We start from the raw sequence: 19317 nt of genomic DNA on the forward strand, positions 1-19317 counted from the left end.
GATCAATCGGCGGACTGCGGGCGCTCGAGCTTCTCGAGCGCGACGGCCCGGCGCATGGTCTCCCGGGCCCGGCCGCGGTCGCCGGCGTAGTCGTACGCGCGGGCGAGACGGTAGGAGTTGCGCCAGTTGTCCGGGTCGGCCTCCCACTCCTTCTTGACCCGCTCGAACAGGGTGTCGGCGGCGTCGCGGTCGATCCGGCCCGACGGCCGGCGCGGCAGGTCGCGCACGTCGAGTTCGAGGCCCTCCTCGTGGATCCGCCGGGACAGGTGCTGGTGCTGGAAACCGGCCCGCACGGTGGCGTAGACGATCCACACGCCCACCAACGGCAGCAGCAGCACGCCGATGCCGAGCCCGACGGCCGCGGCGTTGCCGGAGCGCACCAGTTCGAGCCCGCGCCCGCCGAGCAGCACGAAGTAGAACCCCAGCGCGACGACGATGAAGGCGATCGGCGCGAGGACCTTGACCAGGTCGCCCCTCACAGGTCGAGGAGGGGGTCGATGCCGACGGTGAGGCCGGGCCGGCCCCCGATCTCGCGCACGCCGAGCAGCACGCCGGGCGCGAAGGAGGACCGGTCGATCGAGTCGTGGCGGATGGTCAGGGTCTCGCCCTGGGTGCCGAGCAGCACCTCCTGGTGTGCGACGAGCCCGGCCAGACGCACGGAGTGCACCCGCACCCCCTCCACGTCGGCGCCGCGGGCACCCTCGAGTTCGGTGCTGGTGGCGTCGGGGCTGCGGCCCACACCGGCCGCGGCGCGGGCCTGCGCGATGAGCGCCGCGGTGCGGTAGGCCGTGCCCGACGGCGCGTCCGCCTTGTTGGGGTGGTGCAGCTCGATGACCTCGACGGAGTCGAAGAACCGCGCGGCGGCCTGCGCGAAGCGCATCGACAGCACGGCACCGATCGCGAAGTTCGGCGCGATCAGGACGCCGACCTCCGGCTGCGCGGCCAGCCAGCCGCGGACCCGGTCCAGTCGTGCGTCGTCGAATCCGGTAGTGCCGACGACGGCGTGGATGCCGTGCTCGACGAGGAACTGCAGGTTGCCCATCACCACATCGGGGTGGGTGAAGTCCACCACCACCTGCGCCCGGGAGGCGACGAAGTCGTCGAGGCTGTCGCCCCGGTCGACCGCAGCAACGAGCTCGAGGTCGGCGGCCGCCTCGACGGCCGCGCAGATCGCCTGCCCGACCTTGCCCTTGGCGCCGAGCACACCCACCCGAATTGCTGCTGCGTTCACTTGACTCTCCACGCTTCCTCGTCCGATCGCCGTCCCGCAGCAGCCTACGCAACCGGACTACCTCGACCGTGCTCAGCCCGCGGTCACGCGACGAGGACGCGCACCGAGGCGGGCAGGTCCCGGGGCCGGCGATACGGTCCGGCGACGGCCGCGGCGAACGGCCGGTGCAGCAGCTCGGCGGCGACGGCGCGGACCTCCGCCGCACTCACCGACGAGATCCGCTCGAGCGTCTCGGTGACACTCCAGTGCGTGCCGTAGCTCAGTTCGCTGCGTCCGATCCGGTTCATCCGGGCCCCGGTGTCCTCGAGGCCGAGGACCAGAGCCCCGCGCAGCGAACCCTTGGCGCGGGCGCACTCGGCCTCGGTGACGCCGTTCTCGGCGACATCGGCGAGCACCTCGCGGACGAGCGCGGCGACCTCGCCGAGGTTCTCGGGCTGGCAGCCGGCGTAGACGGAGAACGCGCCGGTGTCGGCGAAGGTGTCCACACCCGAGTACACCGAGTAGGCGAGGCCGCGCTTCTCCCGGATCTCCTGGAACAGCCGTGAGCTCAAGCCGCCGCCGACGGCGGTGTTGAGCACCGACAGCGCCCAGCGCCGGTGGTCGTGGCGGCCGAAGGATCGCACGCCGACCGCCAGGTGGGCCTGCTCGCCGTCGCGGTCGGTGATGCTCAGCGTCGGCGTCGTACGCAGGCGGAGACTGCCCTCGCGGCGCGGGGCGGCGGTCGTGGCGGGGTCGAGGTGCCCGGCGAACGCGCGACGGACCAGTTCCACGGTGTGGTCGTGATCGACATTGCCGGCGACGGCGACGACCATGCGGTCCGGCGTGTACCGCCGCACGTGGAACGAGTGCAACTGGGTACGGGTCATCGCCTCGATCGATTCGACCGAGCCGATTATCGGACGGCCGATCGGGTGGTCGCCGTACAGGGCGGTGAGGAACGCGTCGCCGAGCAGATCCTCGGGATCGTCGTCGCGCATTGCGATCTCCTCGAGGACGACCTGCCGTTCGACGTCGACGTCGGCGCTGCGGCAACGGCCGCGCAGCACGACGTCGGCGACGAGGTCGACGGCCAGGGGCAGATCGTCGTCGAGCACGTGGGCGTAGAAGCAGGTGTGCTCCTTCGCGGTGAACGCGTTGAGCTCGCCGCCGACCCCGTCGACGAGTTCGGCGATGTCGAGCGCGGTCCGGGTCGGGGTGGCCTTGAACAGCAGGTGCTCGAGGAAGTGGGCGGCACCGGCGACGGAGGGCTGCTCGTCGCGGGAGCCGACGCCCACCCAGACGCCGACGGCGGCCGAGCGCACGCCGGGCACGTGCTCGGTGACGACGCGGAGCCCCCCGGGCAGGTGGGTGCGCCGAACCCCGGAGTCGGGCTCGGTGGGTGCCGACGCGGAGGCGACGACGGACGAAACGGCGGCGGACGGAGCGGCGGCGGAGCGGCGGGTGGCGGCCATGAAGATGTTCGACGGTCCTACAGGCGAGTGGGTGTGCTGGACGGAACATCTCACACTACACGCGCCGCCGCGCACCCCTTCCGGTCACCACCCGCGGCGGTGCGGCCGCGACCCGACCAGCTGCCCCTTGGGGGCGACGTCCCTGCTGCGGTAGACCACGTAGGGGCGGAACAGGTATCCGACGGGTGCGCTGAAGGCGTGCACCAGGCGGGTGAACGGCCACAGCGCGAACAGGGCCAGGGCGATCAGCGCATGGAGCTGGAACGACAGGGGTGCCTGCACCATGAGGTCGCCGCGCGGCTGCAGGATCCAGATGGAGCGGAACCACGGCGAGACGGTCTCGCGGTAGTTGTGCTCCTCCCCCACCACACCCGAGCCCATCAGGGTCGTGGCGAGTCCCGCGACGATCGCGGCGACGAGCACCACGTACATCAGCTTGTCGTTGGCGGTGGTGGCCATGAAGACCGGTCCGCGGGTGCGGCGGCGGTAGATCAGCAACAGGATCCCGACGAGGGTGGCGATCCCGGCGACGGTGCCCAGCGTCACCGCCTGCACGTGGTACGCGTGCTGGCTCAGACCGATCGCATCGGTCCACGACTGCGGGATGAGCAGACCGATGACGTGACCCACGATCACCACGAGGATGCCGAAGTGGAACATCGGGCTGGCGATGCGCAGCAGCTTGCTCTCGTAGAGCTGCGACGAGCGGGTGGTCCAGCCGAACTTGTCGTAGCGGTAGCGCCACCACGTGCCGACGACCACCACGGCGATGGTGACGTACGGGACGACGTCCCAGAAGATCTCCCCTGCGGACATGGTCAGTCGACTCCTTCGGCTCGGGTCTGGGCCGAGACGGTTGCGGTCCGGCGCGGTGGGACGGTGAGGGTGAACGGTTCGAGGCCGATCGCCTCGGCCGGCGGCCCGGCCTCCGCGAGCTGCCGGGCGCGGCGCTCTTCCTGATCGCCGACCGGGGGCAACGTCGCGCACACCGCCTCGATCGCCGCCGCATACGGGGAATCGCGTTCGCCGAGCGCGACCCGGAGCACGTCGATCGGGATGCGGTGCGCGGCGAGCAGCTGCTCCCCCGCGTCCGGGTCGACGGTCGCGGCGAATTCGAGCACCACCGGGAGGTGATCGGGCGCCTCCCCGGGCGGCGGCTCCGCGCCGGCGTCGCGGTAGGCCTGCGCGAACGCGTGGATCGCCGCGCCCCGGTTGCGGGTGTCGCCGCCGGTCCAGTACGTGAGGTACATCGTCGAGCGCCGGCGCATGTCGAACGTGTCGACGTAGTCGGCCTGCGCGGCGAAGGGATCGCCGTCGCGCAGGGCGGCGAGGGTCCGGCCCAGCAGCTCCGCCGGTTCCCCGGTGATGTGCCCGAGAAGCCGGTCGACGGTCGCGAGACGGGACGGCAGTCGCTCGTCGGGGTACGCCAGCAGCAGCGACGCCGCCTGCCGGATCAGCCGGTGCTGCAGGTGCCGCGATGCGGTGTCGCGCGCGCCACGGCGCAGCAGCCCCCTCATCGCCCGCTCCCCCGGTTCTCGACTCGATGCCCGGCCGGGAACAGGCCCTGGGGCACGCCCTTGCCGTCCCAGTTGAGCAGGTTCACGCGGGAGGGATTCGACGCGTTCGCCGCCATCCCCTCGGAGGTCTGCCGCTGCCGGAGCGCGTGGAAGGTTTCCACCGCGACGGGAACGGGACCTCCGCTGGCCTCGCCGAACGGCCCGGAGTCGTACATGCCGGGGCCGCCCTCGAACGACAACGCGCAGTCGGTGGCGGATTCCTCGAGCTGGTGGCCTTCGGCCGCGTAGGCGGTCGGGATCACGTACCGCTCGTCGTACTTGGCAAGGGCGAGCAATCGGTACATCTCGTACATCTGCTCCTCGGTCATGCCGACGGCGTCGGGGATGTCCGGCCGCGTATCCCGGCCCAGGTTGATGTCGCGCATGTACGAGCGCATCGCGGCGAGCCGGTGCAGCACCGCTTCGACGGCGTCGGTGTCGCCCGCCGTGAACAGTCCCGCCAGGTACTCGATCGGGATGCGCAGCGATTCGAGCGCACCGAACAGGTTCCCGATGTCCTCGCCGTCGTGGCCGTCGCGGGTCACGGCGTCGACGACCGGCGAGAGCGGCGGCACGTACCAGACCATCGGCATCGTGCGGTACTCCGGGTGCAGCGGCAGCGCAACCCGATACGTGTTGATCAGCGCGTACACGGGCGACCGCTGGGCGGCCTCGATCCACTCGTCGGAGATGCCCTCGGCGCGGGCGCCGGCGATCACCTCCGGGTCGTGGGGGTCGAGCAGCACCTGCCGCTGTGCCTCGTAGAGGTCCTTCTCGTCCTCGACGGACGCGGCCTCGAGCACCCGGTCGACGTCGTAGAGCACGAGCCCGATGTACCGCAGCCGGCCCACGCAGGTTTCCGCGCACACGGTGGGCAGGCCTACCTCCACGCGCGGATAGCACAGCGTGCACTTCTCGGCCTTGCCGGTCTTGTGGTTGAAGTACACCTTCTTGTAGGGGCAGCCGGACACGCACATCCGCCAGCCGCGGCAGCGGTCCTGGTCGACGAGAACGATGCCGTCCTCGACACGCTTGTACATCGCTCCCGAGGGGCACGACGAGACGCACGACGGATTCAGGCAGTGCTCGCAGATACGCGGCAGGTAGAACATGAAGGTCTGTTCGAGTTCGAGCCGGACCTGCTCGCCGACCTTCTTCAGCACCGGGTCGGCGGGGACGATCTCCGGCGAGCCGCCGAGGTCGTCGTCCCAGTTCGCCGACCATTCGACCTTCATCGGCTTGCCGCTGATCAGGCTGCGCGGCGGCGCCACGGGGATCTGGTCGCCGAGCGGCGCGGTGGTGAGGTTCTCGTAGTCGTAGGTCCACGGTTCGTAGTAGTCGCCGATCGCCGGCATCTTCGGGTTCGAGAAGATCCGGAACAGCTTGTTCCACCGGCCGCCGTCGCGCAGCCGCAGCCGGCCGTTCCGGTCGCGGATCCATCCGCCGCGCCAGCGTTCCTGGTCCTCGTACATACGGGGATATCCCAGGCCGGGCCGGGTCTCGACGTTGTTGAACCACACGTATTCGGTGCCGGAGCGGTTGGTCCAGGCCTGTTTGCAGGTGACCGAGCACGTGTGGCAGCCGATGCACTTGTCGAGGTTCATGACCATCGCCATCTGGGCCATCACCTTCATGCCGGCCTCGCTTCCCGGATCGTGGTCGTGGGTGTCGACATCAGTACGTGACCTCCTGCGACCGGCGGCGTACGACCGTCACCTCGTCGCGTTGATTTCCGGTGGGGCCGAGGTAGTTGAACGCGAACGACGTCTGCGCGTAGCCACCCGCCAGGTGGGTGGGCTTGATCAGGATCCTCGTGAGCGAGTTGTGGATGCCGCCGCGGGTGCCGGTGGTCTCGGTGAGCGGCACGTCGATGGTGCGTTCCTGCGCGTGGTAGACGTACACGACGCCGTCGGGCATGCGGTGCGAGACGATCGCGCGGCACACCACGACGCCGTTGCGGTTGACGGCCTCGACCCAGTCGTTGTCACGCACCGAGATCTTCGCCGCGTCCCCCGGGCTCATCCACATGGTCGGACCGCCCCGCGAGAGGGACAGCATGAACAGGTTGTCCTGGTACTCGGAGTGGATCGACCACTTCGAGTGCGGGGTGAGGTACCGCACGGTCAGTCCGACGCCGTCGCCGCTGCCCACGGCGGGCTCGCCGAACAGGCGCGACATGTCCAGCGGCGGACGGTAGGTCGGCAACTGCTCGCCGAGTTCCTCGATCCAGTCGTGATCGACGTAGAAGTGCATGCGGCCGGTGAGCGTGTGAAACGGTTTGAGTTCCTCGATGTTCACCGTGAACGGCGCGTAGCGGCGCCCGCCGGTCTCGCTGCCGGACCATTCCGGGCTGGTGATCACCGGGACCGGCCGGGCCTGGGTGTCGGCGTAGGTGATGCGGCGTTCCTCGCTGCCCTCGGCGAGGTGCACGAGCCGGCGGCCGGTGCGCTTCTCGAGTTCACGGAAGCCCTCGACGGCGAGCCGGCCGTTCGAGGTGCCCGACAGCGCGAGGATGACATCGGCCATCCGTTCGGCGCTCGTGACCGCCGGGCGGCCTTCCCCGGCACCGGAATTCATCACACCGAACGTCGCGGCGAGCTCCGCGACCTCCTGCACCGGACGTGTCGTGACGCCCTTGGTGGTCAGGCCGAGGGTGTCGACGAGCGGCCCGAGGGTCGACCATTTGTCGGCGATCGCGGTGTAGTCCCGTTCGACCACCGCGAGCGGGCCCATGGTCCGGCCCGGCACCGGCACCTCCCCGGTGACGCGCCAATCCTTCTCCGTGCCCGACGGATACGCCATCGCGCCCGGCGTGTCGTGCTGCAGTGTGCCGAGCACGATGTCGGTGCGGGTTCCGAGGTGCTTCGCCGCCAGCGCGCTGAACACCTTCGCGATGGCGCCGAAGGCCTCGTAGTCGGAACGCGTTTCCCACGGCGGGTCGATCGCGGGACTGAAGGCGTGGATGTAGGGGTGCATGTCGGTGCTCGACAGGTCGCCCTTCTCGTACCACGTCGCGGCAGGCAGCACCACGTCGGAGAACAGCGTGGTCGACGTCATCCGGAAGTCGATCGACATCAGCAGGTCGAGCTTGCCCTCGGGCAGGTCGTCCGGCCAGGCGACGTCGTGCGGGCGCAGGTCCGGACCGGTCGGCACGCCCTGGATGTTCGAGTCGGTCCCGAGCAGGTGCCGCAGGAAGTACTCGTTGCCCTTGCTGGACGAGCCGAGCAGGTTGGACCGCCACACGTTGAGCACCCGCGGCCAGTTGCGCGGGTTGTCCGGGTCGGTGACCGACAGTTTCACCTCGCCGCTCGCGAGTTTCCGGGCGACGTACGCGGGGATGTCCACGCCCGCAGCCCGCGCCTCGTCGGCGATCTCGTGGGTGTTGCGGTCGAACTGCGGGTAGAACGGGGTCCACCCCATCGCGACCGCGGAGGTCATCACGTCCATCGTGTGCTTGTCCCGGAACCGGCCGCGGCCCAGCGGGCTCGCCAGCGCGTCGGCGCGGTACCCGTCGTAGCGCCACTGGTCGGTGTGGACGTACCAGTACGACGTACCGGCCATCTGCCGCGGCGGCCGGCTCCAGTCGGTGCCCATCGCCATCGCAGCCCAGCCGGTGACGGGCCGGCACTTCTCCTGCCCGACGTAGTGGGCCCAGCCACCCCCGTTGCGGCCCATCGACCCGGTGAGAAGGAGCAACGCCAGCACCGCCCGGTAGGTCGCGTCACCATGGAACCACTGGCAGATGCCGGCACCCATGATGATCATCGACCGGCCGCCGGATTCCTCCGCGTTGCGCGCGAACTCTTTCGCGATCCGGATCGCCTGGGCGGCGGGAACTCCCGTGATGCCTTCCTGCCACGCCGGGGTGTAGGGGACGGCGGGATCGTCGTAGCCGGTGGGCCACACGCCCGGTAGGCCCGGACGGGAGACGCCGTACTGCGCAAGCATGAGGTCGAACACGGTGCACACCAGGTGTCCTCCGACGCGCCGCACCGGCACTCCGCGCTCGATGCTCGCCCCGTGCCCGTCGACCGTGTCGAAGCTCGGCAGGTGCACCGTCACCGCGTCCTCGCCGGCGATGCCGCCGGGATGCGCGACGGTCAGTGCCGGCACGAGGTCGCCCAGATCGAGGTTCCACTTGCCGATGCCGTCGTCGCCGTACCGGTAGCCGAGCGAACCGTGCGGAACCGCCACGGTGTCGGTCGCACCGTCGAGCAGCGCCGGCTTGAACGCCGCGTTCTCCACGTCCCGACCGAGGTCGGCCGCGGTGAGGTTCTTGCCCGGGACGAGCCGGCCGTCGCGTTCCTCGAGTTTCACGAGGAACGGCAGGTCGGTGTACTGCCGGACGTAGTCGACGAAGAAGGGGACCCGCTGCTCGACGTAGAACTCGGTCAGCAGCACGTGGCCCATCGCCATCGCCAGCGCGCCGTCGGTGCCCGCCGCGCACGGCATCCATTCGTCGGCGAACTTCGTGTTGTCGGCGTAGTCGGGACTCACGGTCACGACCTTCGTGCCGCGGTAGCGGACCTCGGCCATCCAGTGCGCGTCGGGTGTGCGCGTGACCGGCACGTTCGATCCCCACATCATGAGGTAGGCCGCGTCCCACCAGTCGCCGGATTCGGGCACGTCGGTCTGGTCCCCGAACACCTGCGGAGAGGCGACGGGAAGGTCGGCGTACCAGTCGTAGAAGGACGTCATGACGCCGCCGATCAGCTCGACGAACCGGGAACCGGCAGCGAAGGACACCATCGACATCGCGGGGATCGGCGAGAAGCCGGCCACCCGGTCGGGGCCGTATTCCCGGACGGTGTGCACGTGCGCCGCCGCAATCAGCTCGGTCGCCTCGGCCCACGTCACCCGGACCAGGCCGCCCTTGCCGCGGGCCCGCTGGTAACGGCGGCGCCGTTCGGGATCGCCCTGGATGTCGGCCCACGCCAGAACGGGATCGCCGAGCCGCGCCCTGGCCTCGCGGTACATCTCGACGAGCACGCCGCGGGCGTACGGGTAGCGCACCCGCGTCGGCGAGTACGTGTACCACGAGAACGCAGCGCCGCGGGGACAGCCGCGCGGTTCGTACTCGGGGCGGTCGGGGCCCACCGTGGGGTAGTCGGTTTCCTGCGTCTCCCACGTGATGATCCCGTCCTTGACGTAGATCTTCCACGAACACGAACCGGTGCAGTTGACGCCGTGGGTGGACCGGACCACCTTGTCGTGACTCCACCGGTCCCGGTAGAAGATGTCGCCTTCGCGTCCGCCGCGGCGGGTGACGGTCCGGCCGTCTCCGGAGATCTCCCCCGGGGTGAAGAACCGTCCGCTGCTGCGCAGCAACTCTTCAGCGGCACCGCCGGTGTGCTGGGTTGTCACGTCATCTCCCTTCGGGTCGCGTCGTGGTGGTCGTGCCGGCCCCGGGTGTGTCGCGCGCGGCGTTCTCGTGGGCCCTCAGCTTGACCGCGGTGTAGAGCAGGGCGACGAGGGCGGTGACGACGAGCAGCGCCAGTCCCACCGTGTAGTCGTTGTCGGCGGGGTCGTAGGTCGCGCCCATGACCAGCGGCGGGAAGTAGCCGCCGAGCCCCCCGGCCGCGGCGACGATGCCGGTGACCGATCCCACGGACTTCGCGGGGGAACGTCGTGCGACCCAGGCGAAGACACCGCCGGTGCCGACGCCGAGGAAGACCGCGAGCAGAATGAAGTCGGTGGCCGCCCACACCTCCGGCGGCGGCTGCAGGATCGCGATGGCGGCCATCACCGCGGTCCCGGCGAACGAGACGAGCACGACGGGCTTGGGCCCGATCCGGTCGGACAGGGCACCGCCGATCGGCCGCGCGATCACCGCGGCGAGGGCGAACGCCGCGGTGCGGGCGCCCGCGTCGACGGCGGAGAAGCCGTAGACGGTCTTGATGTAGGTGGGCAGGTAGTTGCTGAAGGCCACGAATCCGCCGAACACCACGGCGTAGAGGAACGACATCTCCCACGTGACCCGCAGTTTCAGTGCCGCAGCAAGTTTCGGTCCGACAGGGTCGGTGTTCGGGTGGAAGTCCGGGGAGTTGCGCATCACGAGGACGCACACGCCGGCGGTGACGGCGAGGGCGGCCGCGACGATGACATGCGTCGCGAGGAGCCCGAACCAGTTCACGAAGCGTGGGGTGAAGAATGCCGAGAGCGCGGTGCCGACCATGCCGGCGCCGAAAACACCCGTGGCGAAGCCGCGGCGGGCGGGTTCGTACCAATTGTTCGCGAACGGGATTCCGACCGCGAAGATCGTGCCCGCGATGCCGAGGAAGAACCCGCAGACCAGCAGGAGCGGGTACGACCCGGCCTCGGCCGCGAAACCCACTGCGATCACGGGCAGGATCGACAGGAGGGAGATCGCGATGAACATGATCCGTCCGCCGTGGCGGTCGGTGAGCGAACCGACGGCGATGCGGCCGAGCGAACCGACCAGGATCGGCGTCGCGACCAGCATCGACGCCTGCGAGCTGCTGAGGGACAGCTCACCCGCGTAGGTGGTGGACAGCGGGCCGATCATGTTCCAGGCCCAGAAATTGATGGCGGAAACCCAGGTGGCCAGCGCCAGGTTCAGTCCCCGGCCGGAACCGGGGACACGCTCCGTTGCGGTGTTCACGTCCCCAGAGAACCACCCTCAGGCAACGAGCGAGCCGCTTTGAGGGAAAAGGTGCATGGCGGGCCGGCGGTGGGGACATGCGAACGGTTCCGCCGCGGAATACGGCACGTGGAGTCACCGAACACATTGTGCGTCAACACAGTACAACGATCCGGTCACGCCGGGGCGAATGTCCCGGACCCCGGGGCGCGACCCGGCCGATGCCCGACGCGTGCCTTCCCCCGGAAACACGGCCGCGGCCCCGCACCTTCCGAGGGTGCGGGGCCGCGGTGCGACTCGGAGGCCGGACTACTGCTGCGTGTCCTCGGCCGCGGGAGCCTCGGGTGTCTCGCCCGAAGCGTCGGCGGTGTCCTCGTCGGGCACCGGCACCAGGCTGATCTTGCCCCGGTTGTCGATGTCGGCGATCTCCACGCGGATCTTCGAGCCCACGTTGACGACGTCCTCGACCTTGGCGATGCGCTTGCCGTTGCCGAGCTTGCTGATGTGCACCAGGCCGTCGCGGCCCGGCAGCAGCGAGACGAACGCGCCGAACGCCGTGGTCTTGACCACGGTGCCCAGGAAGCGTTCGCCCACCTTCGGCAGTTGCGGGTTCGCGATGGCGTTGATCTTGTCGATCGCGGCCTGCGCGGACGGGCCGTCGGCGGCACCGACGTACACCGTGCCGTCGTCCTCGATGGAGATGTTCGCGCCGGTCTCCTCGGTGATCGAGTTGATCATCTTGCCCTTGGGGCCGATGACCTCGCCGATCTTGTCGACCGGGACCTTGATGGTGGTGATCCGGGGCGCGAACGGGCTCATCTCGTCCGGGGTCTCGATGGCCTCGGCCATCACCTCGAGGATGGTGGCGCGGGCGTCGTGCGCCTGCGACAGCGCCCCGGCGAGCACCTGCGACGGGATCCCGTCGAGCTTGGTGTCGAGCTGCAGCGCGGTGACGAAATCCTTCGTGCCGGCCACCTTGAAGTCCATGTCACCGAACGCGTCCTCGGCGCCGAGGATGTCGGTCAGCGCGACGTAGCGGGTCTCCCCGTCGACCTCGTCGGAGACCAGGCCCATCGCGATGCCCGCGACCGGGGCCTTGAGCGGCACACCGGCGTTGAGCAGCGACAGCGTCGAGGCACACACCGAGCCCATCGAGGTGGAGCCGTTCGAGCTGAGCGCCTCGGAGACCTGACGGATCGCGTAGGGGAACTCCTCCTGGCTGGGCAGGACCGGGATCAGGGCCCGCTCGGCGAGGGCGCCGTGGCCGATCTCGCGGCGCTTCGGCGAGCCGACGCGGCCGGTCTCACCGGTGGAGTACGGCGGGAAGTTGTAGTGGTGCATGTACCGCTTGCTGGTCTCGGGACCGAGCGAATCGATCTGCTGCGCCATCTTCACCATGTCCAGCGTGGTGACACCCATGATCTGGGTCTCGCCACGCTCGAACAGCGCCGAGCCGTGGGCCCGGGGCACGATCGCGACCTCGGCGGACAGGGCGCGGATGTCCGTGATGCCGCGGCCGTCGATGCGGAACTTGTCCCGCAGGATCCGCTGGCGGACCAGCTTCTTGGTGAGCGAGCGGAACGCCGCGCCGATCTCCTTCTCACGGCCCTCGAAGTTGGGGGCCACCTGCTCGAGGACCTCGACCTTGACCTCGTCGGTCCGCTCGTCGCGCTCCTGCTTGCCGGCGATGGTCAGCGCCTCGGCCAGCTTGGTCGACGCGGCGGCCTCGACGGCCTCGTACACGTCGGCTTCGTAGGCCGGGAACAGCGGGAAGTCACCGGTGGGCTTCGCGGCCGCGGCGGCGAGCTGCTGCTGGGCGACGCACAGCCGCGCGATGAACGGCTTGGCGGCCTCGAGACCCTCGGCGACGACGGTCTCGGTCGGCGCCTGCGCACCGCCGGCGACCAGCTCGACGACGTTCTCGGTGGCCTCGGCCTCGACCATCATGATCGCGACGTCGGCGGTGTCGGGGTTGTCGCCGCCACCCACGATGCGACCCGCGACCACCATGTCGAACACGGCGTTCTCGAGCTGCTCGACCGTCGGGAACGCGACCCACTGGCCGGTCTTGTTCTCCTCGGAGGTGATCAGCGCGACCCGCACGCCGCCGACCGGCCCGGAGAACGGCAGGCCGGCGATCTGGGTGGACGCCGACGCGGCGTTGATCGCGACGACGTCGTACAGGTCGTTCGGGTTCAGGCTGAGCACCGTCACCACGACCTGGATCTCGTTGCGCAGGCCGTCGACGAAGGACGGGCGCAGCGGCCGGTCGATGAGGCGACAGGTCAGGATCGCGTCGGTGGAGGGCCGGCCCTCGCGACGGAAGAACGAGCCGGGGATGCGGCCCGCGGCGTACATGCGCTCCTCGACGTCCACCGTCAGCGGGAAGAAGTCGAAGTGCTCCTTGGGCTGCTTGCTGGCGCTCGTCGCCGACAGCAGCATGGTCTCGTCGTCGAGGTACGCGACGACGGAGCCGGCGGCCTGCTGGGCGAGGCGGCCGGTCTCGAAACGAATCTGGCGGGTGCCGAAGGACCCGTTGTCGAGGACTGCGACGGACTCGAACACGCCCTCGTCGACCTCGACTGCTGAATTGCTGGTCATCTCTACTCTTCTCTTCCCTCTCGTCTTCGCCGTACCCGCGCGGGCGCCACAACCCTCGTGGCTGCGGCTGCGCACCGATCGCCCGTGCCCGCGTCTCACGGGCCGAGCGTGCGGAGGCGGTCGTCGATCGAAACCGTCCGGACCGGGTCCGGAAGGTCACTACCGAAGACCGACACCGTCGGTGCATACGGTTCCGCGGGCGGTGTCGCCGTCCGCGGGTGCCGCTGCCGGTGTCCGGTGGGCACGTCACCCACCTCCGGCCGCGCAGCGGCCAAACACCGATAGCCAACGAGGCTCAGTCTAAGCATTGCCTCGTTGGCTATCGGAAAGATCAGCGAACGCAGATCGCGTCGTCGCTTCGCCGCGCTCCTATCGGCGCAGACCCAGACGCTGGATCAGCGAACGGTAGCGGTTGACGTCGACCTTCTCGACGTACTTGAGCAGCCGGCGACGACGACCGACCAGCAGCAGCAGGCCGCGGCGGGAGTGGTGGTCGTGCTTGTGCTGCTTCAGGTGCTCGGTCAGGTCCTGGATGCGCTTGGTGAGCATCGCGACCTGCGCCTCGGGCGATCCGGTGTCGGTCTCGTGGAGGCCGTACTCGCCGAGGATCTGCTTCTTCTGCTCGGTGGTCAATGCCACTGGGATACTCCTGATCGATGACGTCCGCGCGCTTCGTGGAACGGGCCGATGCCCGTCGGTGCGGCCACCGCGAACCGCAGCACACACCAGCGGATGAGCGTACCAGAGGGGCAGGTGCCGGCCCCGGCCACCCTCAGCCGCGGGATCCGGTGCCGGATCGGCGGCCTCCGGTGGCCTCGATCACCTCGGCGAACGCCTCCTCGAGGAGGGTCGCGTACCGATCGAGATCCGGCATCAGCAGCGGCGAGCTCATGACCGTGACGGCGAACGCTTCGCCGGCCCGGCTGAAGGAGTGCACCAGACCCATCCCCGGGCGGAGGGACTGGATGCCCGCGACGAAACGGAACGTTCCGCCGTGGTAGGTCCAGCCGGTGTCGGCGCCACAGTCGACACTGGTGACCGCGGTCTCGGCGGGTGCCGCGAACCCGCCCGCCGCCGCCGCACGGTCGCGCCGGTCCGCCGCCCGGCGGTACAGCGGATACGGCACCGCGCCCGCACCCGCGAGGCGGTGCAGCACCTCGGGGGACGTCGCGACCCGCCGTTCGCCGGCGAGCGCGTCGGCCACGGCCGCCACCCGGTCGCGGGGATCGGCGACCTCGGTACACAACGGAACGATCGCGGCGGTCAGCCGATTGACGCCCAGCGCGGCACCGGCCGCGCCGACCGCGACCGGAACCGCGACGTGGGCGCCGACGACGGGCCGGCCGCGCTCGCCGAAGTAGCGCTGCATCGCGAGGGACACCGCTGCCAGGCCCATGGCCGTCACGGTGTAGGTCCGGCCGACGAGACTGCCCAGGTCGGGCCGCACGATCCGGATCACCCGGTCGGGGCCGGGCGCCCCGGCGAGCACCGCTGCGGGCCGCGCCGCCGGGGACGGGACCGTCGGGGCGTCCGCGGACCGCGCCGACGCCGCGCGCCGCACCAGGACCGCGCCGAGCGTCAGGTAGCCGAGCCGCAGGTACCAGCGGGCGAAGCGCGCCACACCCGAGACCGCCGCGGTGATGTGCTGCGGTCGCGCCGCGGCCGGCGGCAGGCCGGGAACGCGCAGCGGTTGCCCGTCCGCGCCGAACAGCGCGCCGAGGAAGGCGGGCAGCGCCGAGCCTGCCATCACGGCGTGACTGACCTGCAGCACGACGACCGTCACGGTCGCGCCCGGATCGTCCGGGTCGGACACCGCGACGAAGACGTGCATGCGCCACGCGCGCCGCCGGACGTCCAGCGGGTCCGCGCACAGGTCGGCGATGGCGTCGATGCACGCGGTGAACGAGCCGCCGGCCCACTCGTGGTACTCGATGCGCTCCTCGGGCGGCAGCTGCGCCCGCGCCCAGTACGGATAGTCCAGCCGGCCGGGCGCCTCGACGATCCGCCGGTCCAGCACGGTCAGCAGATGCGCCCGGGAGCGCAGGTGAGCGGACGCGTCCTCGGGGCCGCGGATCGCACCGTCCCGCTCGTCGAACACGACGAAGGCGGACCAGTCGGTCGGCCGGTCCGATTTCGACTCGTGATAGTTCGCGGCGTCCGCCCAGGTCAGGCGCGCGTGTCGCCACTGACGTATCGACACACCGGGAATTGTCCCCGATCCGGGCGGGGCCCGGACCGGAACGGCCCTAGCCGCGAGTGCGCTCGAGCACCTCGCGGGCCCGCTCGGCGTCGCGGTGCATCGCCGAGATGAGCGCCTCCACCGATTCGAACCGCTCCATGCCGCGCAGCCGCTCGACGAAGTCGACCGCGACGTGCTGGCCGTACAGGTCGGCCTCCTCGTCGAGGACGAACGCCTCCACGGTGCGGGTGCGCCCGGAGAAGGTCGGATTGGTGCCCACCGACACCGCCGCGAGGTACCGCTCCCCCGGCGTGACGGTGCCGAGCCCCCCGGTGCCCGGGCCGAGGACGGTGAACCAGCAGGCGTAGACGCCGTCCGCGGGGATGGCCGAGTACATGGGCGGCGCGACGTTCGCGGTGGGGAAGCCGAGATCGCGGCCGCGGCCGTCCCCGTGCACCACGACGCCCTCGACGCGGTGCGGGCGGCCCAGCGCGTCGGCCGCGGCGGCGACGTCGCCGGCGTCGACGCACGAGCGGATGTAGGTGGAGGAGAACGTCACCGCATGTTCGCTGAGCAAGGTCAGGCCCTGAACGGCGAAGCCGAAGCGCTCGCCGATGGTGCGCAGCAGGTCGACGTTGCCGGCGGCCTTCTTGCCGAAGGTGAAGTTCTCGCCCACGACGACCTCGGCGACGTGGAGTCGCTCGACGAGGATCTCGTGGGCGTACCGCTCCGGGGACAGCTTCATGAACTCGGGGGTGAACGGCATGACGCAGAAGACGTCGATGCCGAGCTCCTCGGCCAGTTCTGCCCGCCGCGCGAGGGTCGTGAGCTGCGCCGGGTGACTGCCCGGCCGCACGACCTCCATCGGGTGCGGGTCGAACGTCATCAGGACGCTGGCTGTGCCGCGCTCCTTCGCCGACTTCACTGCCCGCGCGATCAGCTGCTGGTGCCCGCGGTGCACACCGTCGAACACCCCGATCGTCAGGACACAACGACCCCAATCCGCGGGAATTTCGTCGAGACCTCGCCATCTCTGCACAAGCGCAGCCTACGACCCGGCGGCCGGACGGTCATCTCCGGCTCGCCCGGGGCGTCGCATGGACAACGCCGACGGCACACCGCCATAATTTCGGCATGCCGAACATTTTCGTTGGACTCCGCAAAATCGCCGTGGCGTTCGCGGCCACGGCGATCCTGGCGGGCTGCAGCTCGGCGCAGAGTTCCGACGACGACCGCCCCCTGGTGCTGACCACCTTCACGGTGCTCGCGGACATGGCCCGCAACGTCGCCGGGGAACACCTGCGGGTCGAGTCGATCACCAAGGTCGGGGCCGAGGTCCACGGCTACGAGCCCACTCCGGGCGACCTGCGCTACGCCACCCGGGCCGACCTCGTCCTCGACAACGGACTGGGCCTCGAGCGCTGGTTCGAACAGTTCCTCGCCGACACCGACGCCGCCCACGCCGTCCTCAGCGAGGGCGTGCCGCCGCTGCCGATCGGCGAGGACGCCTACGCGGGGCGGCACAACCCGCACGCGTGGATGTCCCCGTTGGCGGCCCAGACGTACGTCGACAACATCGCCGCCGCGTTCGCCGAGCTCGACCCCGAGCACGCCTCCGACTACGCCGCCAACGCCGCGGCGTACCGCGCCGAACTGCAGGCGGTGCACGAACAGCTCGTCGCCGACCTGGCCGTGTTGCCGCCGAATCACCGAGCGCTGGTCACCTGCGAGGGCGCCTTCAGCTACCTGGCCCGCGACGCCGGCCTGAGCGAGGCGTACCTGTGGGCGGTCAACGCCGACCAGCAGGGCACCCCCCAGCAGATCGCCCGTACGGTCGACTTCGTCCGGGCCAACGCCGTGCCCGCCGTGTTCTGTGAGTCCACCGTCTCGGACAAGGCCCAGCGGCAGGTCGCCGAGGACACCGGTGCCCGGTTCGGCGGAACCCTGTACGTCGACTCGCTCTCCGAGCCGGACGGCCCCGTGCCGACCTACCTCGAGCTGCTCCGGCACGACGTCCGCACCATCACCGAAGGGCTGCGCCCATGACCGCGACACCCGCTCCCGCACTGGCCGTCTCCCGCCTGAGCGTGCACTACCGCACCGTCACCGCGCTCGACGGCGTCGACCTGACCCTCACCACCGGCCGGGTGTGCGGGCTCGTCGGCACCAACGGCTCGGGCAAGTCGACCCTCTTCAAAGCGATCATGGGCATCGTGCGGCCGAGCGCCGGCACCGTGTCCATCGGCGGCGCCGACACCGTCACCGCCCGTAAGGCCGGAGCCGTCGCGTACGTGCCGCAGAGCGAGGCCGTCGACTGGGACTTCCCCATCAGCGTGGGCGAAGTCGTGATGACGGGCCGCTACGGCCACCAGAACTGGCTGCGCCGGCCGCGGCCTGCCGACCACGCCGCGGTCCGGGCCGCGCTCGAACGCGTCGACATGGCCGGCTACGAGCAGCGGCAGATCGGGCAGCTCTCGGGCGGTCAGCGCAAGCGGGTCTTCGTCGCCCGCGCCATCGCCCAGGGCGCTCCCCTGTTGCTGCTCGACGAGCCGTTCGCCGGGGTGGACAAGCGCACCGAGGCGGCGCTGACCGGCGTGATCCGGGACCTCGCCGGCTCCGGGCACACGGTCCTCGTCGCCACCCACGACCTCGCCGGGCTGTCGACGCTGTGCGACGAGGCCGCGCTGCTGCAGCGTCGCATCCTCGTGCACGGCGCCCCGGAGGAGGTGCTCCGGCCGGAGAACCTCGCCCGCGCCTTCGGCGTCGACCCGCTGGTGCCGACCCCTTACGTTCCCCAGGAGGCGCGGTGAACCTCGTCGAACTGATCGTCGAACCGCTGCAGTACGGCTTCATGCAGCGTGCGCTCGTCGTCGCGGTGGCCGCCACGGTCGTGTGTGCCCTGCTCAGCTGCTGGCTCGTCCTCATCGGCTGGTCGCTGATGGGCGACGCCGTCTCCCACGCCGTGCTGCCGGGGGTGGTGCTGGCCTACCTGGTGGGGGCACCGTTCGCCCTGGGCGCGTTGCTGTTCGCCGGGGCCGCCGTCGCCCTGATCGGGCTCGTGCGCAGCACCACCAAGGTCAAGGAGGACGCCGCGATCGGCGTGGTGTTCACGACGCTGTTCGCCCTCGGCGTCGTCCTGATCTCCAAGAACCCGAGCCAGGTGGACCTGCACCACGTGCTCTTCGGCAACCTGCTGGGCCTGGCCACCGAGGACATGTGGCAGGTCACCGCCCTCGCGGTGGTGGTGCTCGTCGTGCTGATCGCCAAGCGCCGCGACCTGACCCTGTTCGCGTTCGACCGGGGGCAGGCCCACGCCCTCGGGATCTCCCCGGCCCGGCTGTCCGCCCTGTTGCTCGCTCTCCTCGCGGTCACCATCGTCGCCGCCATCCAGGCCGTCGGGGTGATCCTCGTCGTGGCGATGCTGATCATCCCCGGTGCGACGGCGTACCTGCTCACCGAACGGCTGTCGCGGATGCTGGTGCTCGCCCCCACCCTGGCCGCGCTGACATCGGCGGCCGGGGTGTACGTCAGCTACTACACCGACGCCTCCACCGGCGGTGTCGTCGTCCTGGCGCAGGCCGTCGTGTTCACGGTGGCCTACCTCTTCTCGCCGCACCAGGGACTGATCACCGGGGCGCTGCGGCGGCGGGCACGGCTGCGCGACGCGGATGAATCCGCGGTGAGACTTGCCTAAGCTG

The 19317-nt window shown here is 70.5% G+C and carries 15 protein-coding genes; 3 read left to right on the forward strand and 12 right to left on the reverse strand.

The window, feature by feature from the left end:
• Positions 1-2: 2 nt before the first annotated feature.
• The 12 genes from OCS65_RS17180 to OCS65_RS17235 all read right to left on the reverse strand — a co-directional run bounded on the left by OCS65_RS17180 (position 3) and on the right by OCS65_RS17235 (position 16658).
• Positions 3-479: a hypothetical protein gene (locus tag OCS65_RS17180; protein ID WP_251550867.1), complete on the reverse strand. Its 477-nt coding sequence runs from the start codon at positions 477-479 to the stop codon at positions 3-5.
• Positions 476-1231, reverse strand: a complete 756-nt coding sequence (gene dapB / locus OCS65_RS17185) for a 4-hydroxy-tetrahydrodipicolinate reductase (protein ID WP_170914074.1) — start codon at positions 1229-1231, stop codon at positions 476-478. Before dapB ends, OCS65_RS17180 begins: the two co-directional genes overlap by 4 nt.
• Before the next feature lie 83 nt (positions 1232-1314).
• On the reverse strand, positions 1315-2682 hold the full coding sequence (locus OCS65_RS17190; RefSeq protein WP_029543310.1) for a M16 family metallopeptidase: 1368 nt from the start codon (positions 2680-2682) through the stop codon (positions 1315-1317).
• Between the two features lie 84 nt (positions 2683-2766).
• A complete protein-coding gene (gene narI, locus OCS65_RS17195) occupies positions 2767-3498 on the reverse strand; it encodes a respiratory nitrate reductase subunit gamma (protein ID WP_029543309.1) in 732 nt (243 codons plus the stop codon).
• A gap of 2 nt (positions 3499-3500) precedes the next feature.
• The gene (gene narJ / locus OCS65_RS17200; protein WP_029543308.1) at positions 3501-4199 is read right to left on the reverse strand and encodes a nitrate reductase molybdenum cofactor assembly chaperone; all 699 of its coding nucleotides are present in this window, start codon (positions 4197-4199) and stop codon (positions 3501-3503) included.
• The gene (narH, locus tag OCS65_RS17205) at positions 4196-5872 is read right to left on the reverse strand and encodes a nitrate reductase subunit beta (protein ID WP_006948304.1); all 1677 of its coding nucleotides are present in this window, start codon (positions 5870-5872) and stop codon (positions 4196-4198) included. The genes narJ and narH overlap by 4 nt, the downstream gene beginning before the upstream one ends.
• Positions 5873-5912: 40 nt before the next feature.
• Positions 5913-9602: a nitrate reductase subunit alpha gene (locus tag OCS65_RS17210; RefSeq protein WP_029543303.1), complete on the reverse strand. Its 3690-nt coding sequence runs from the start codon at positions 9600-9602 to the stop codon at positions 5913-5915.
• A gap of 1 nt (position 9603) precedes the next feature.
• Positions 9604-10860, reverse strand: coding sequence for a nitrate/nitrite transporter (locus OCS65_RS17215; RefSeq protein WP_006948306.1), 1257 nt, complete (start codon positions 10858-10860; stop codon positions 9604-9606).
• Positions 10861-11148: 288 nt separating this feature from the next.
• A complete protein-coding gene (locus OCS65_RS17220) occupies positions 11149-13440 on the reverse strand; it encodes a polyribonucleotide nucleotidyltransferase (protein WP_006948313.1) in 2292 nt (763 codons plus the stop codon).
• Positions 13441-13809: 369 nt separating this feature from the next.
• Positions 13810-14079 carry a 30S ribosomal protein S15 gene (gene rpsO, locus OCS65_RS17225; RefSeq protein WP_003935677.1) on the reverse strand — a complete coding sequence of 90 codons (270 nt, stop codon included), beginning with the start codon at positions 14077-14079 and terminating at the stop codon, positions 13810-13812.
• 133 nt (positions 14080-14212) lie between these two features.
• The gene (locus OCS65_RS17230) at positions 14213-15640 is read right to left on the reverse strand and encodes a wax ester/triacylglycerol synthase family O-acyltransferase (RefSeq protein ID WP_263507319.1); all 1428 of its coding nucleotides are present in this window, start codon (positions 15638-15640) and stop codon (positions 14213-14215) included.
• A 46-nt stretch (positions 15641-15686) separates the two neighbouring features.
• Positions 15687-16658: a bifunctional riboflavin kinase/FAD synthetase gene (locus OCS65_RS17235; RefSeq protein ID WP_006948316.1), complete on the reverse strand. Its 972-nt coding sequence runs from the start codon at positions 16656-16658 to the stop codon at positions 15687-15689.
• Between the two features lie 95 nt (positions 16659-16753).
• Here OCS65_RS17235 and OCS65_RS17240 point away from each other — a divergent pair, with 95 nt between their 5' ends.
• From OCS65_RS17240 to OCS65_RS17250, 3 genes are read left to right on the forward strand one after another with little or no spacing between them, the layout of a single operon-like run.
• The gene (locus OCS65_RS17240; RefSeq protein ID WP_006948318.1) at positions 16754-17665 is read left to right on the forward strand and encodes a metal ABC transporter substrate-binding protein; all 912 of its coding nucleotides are present in this window, start codon (positions 16754-16756) and stop codon (positions 17663-17665) included.
• The gene (locus tag OCS65_RS17245) at positions 17662-18429 is read left to right on the forward strand and encodes a metal ABC transporter ATP-binding protein (RefSeq protein ID WP_168579557.1); all 768 of its coding nucleotides are present in this window, start codon (positions 17662-17664) and stop codon (positions 18427-18429) included. The genes OCS65_RS17240 and OCS65_RS17245 overlap by 4 nt, the downstream gene beginning before the upstream one ends.
• Positions 18426-19313, forward strand: coding sequence for a metal ABC transporter permease (locus tag OCS65_RS17250; protein WP_006948325.1), 888 nt, complete (start codon positions 18426-18428; stop codon positions 19311-19313). The genes OCS65_RS17245 and OCS65_RS17250 overlap by 4 nt, the downstream gene beginning before the upstream one ends.
• The last annotated feature ends 4 nt before the right edge of the window (positions 19314-19317 follow it).

It is taken from the genome of Rhodococcus aetherivorans (assembly GCF_025722975.1).
GTDB lineage: Bacteria > Actinomycetota > Actinomycetes > Mycobacteriales > Mycobacteriaceae > Rhodococcus > Rhodococcus aetherivorans.

What these genes read in the sequence shown, in the direction of transcription:
- OCS65_RS17190 (WP_029543310.1), bottom strand. Translation starts at nt 2,682, where the DNA reads ATGGCCGCCACCCGCCGCTCCGCCGCCGCTCCGTCCGCCGCCGTTTCG.
- narI (WP_029543309.1), bottom strand. Translation starts at nt 3,498, where the DNA reads ATGTCCGCAGGGGAGATCTTCTGGGACGTCGTCCCGTACGTCACCATC.
- narJ (WP_029543308.1), bottom strand. Translation starts at nt 4,199, where the DNA reads ATGAGGGGGCTGCTGCGCCGTGGCGCGCGCGACACCGCATCGCGGCAC.
- narH (WP_006948304.1), bottom strand. Translation starts at nt 5,872, where the DNA reads ATGAAGGTGATGGCCCAGATGGCGATGGTCATGAACCTCGACAAGTGC.
- OCS65_RS17220 (WP_006948313.1), bottom strand. Translation starts at nt 13,440, where the DNA reads ATGACCAGCAATTCAGCAGTCGAGGTCGACGAGGGCGTGTTCGAGTCC.
- OCS65_RS17240 (WP_006948318.1), top strand. Translation starts at nt 16,754, where the DNA reads ATGCCGAACATTTTCGTTGGACTCCGCAAAATCGCCGTGGCGTTCGCG.
- OCS65_RS17245 (WP_168579557.1), top strand. Translation starts at nt 17,662, where the DNA reads ATGACCGCGACACCCGCTCCCGCACTGGCCGTCTCCCGCCTGAGCGTG.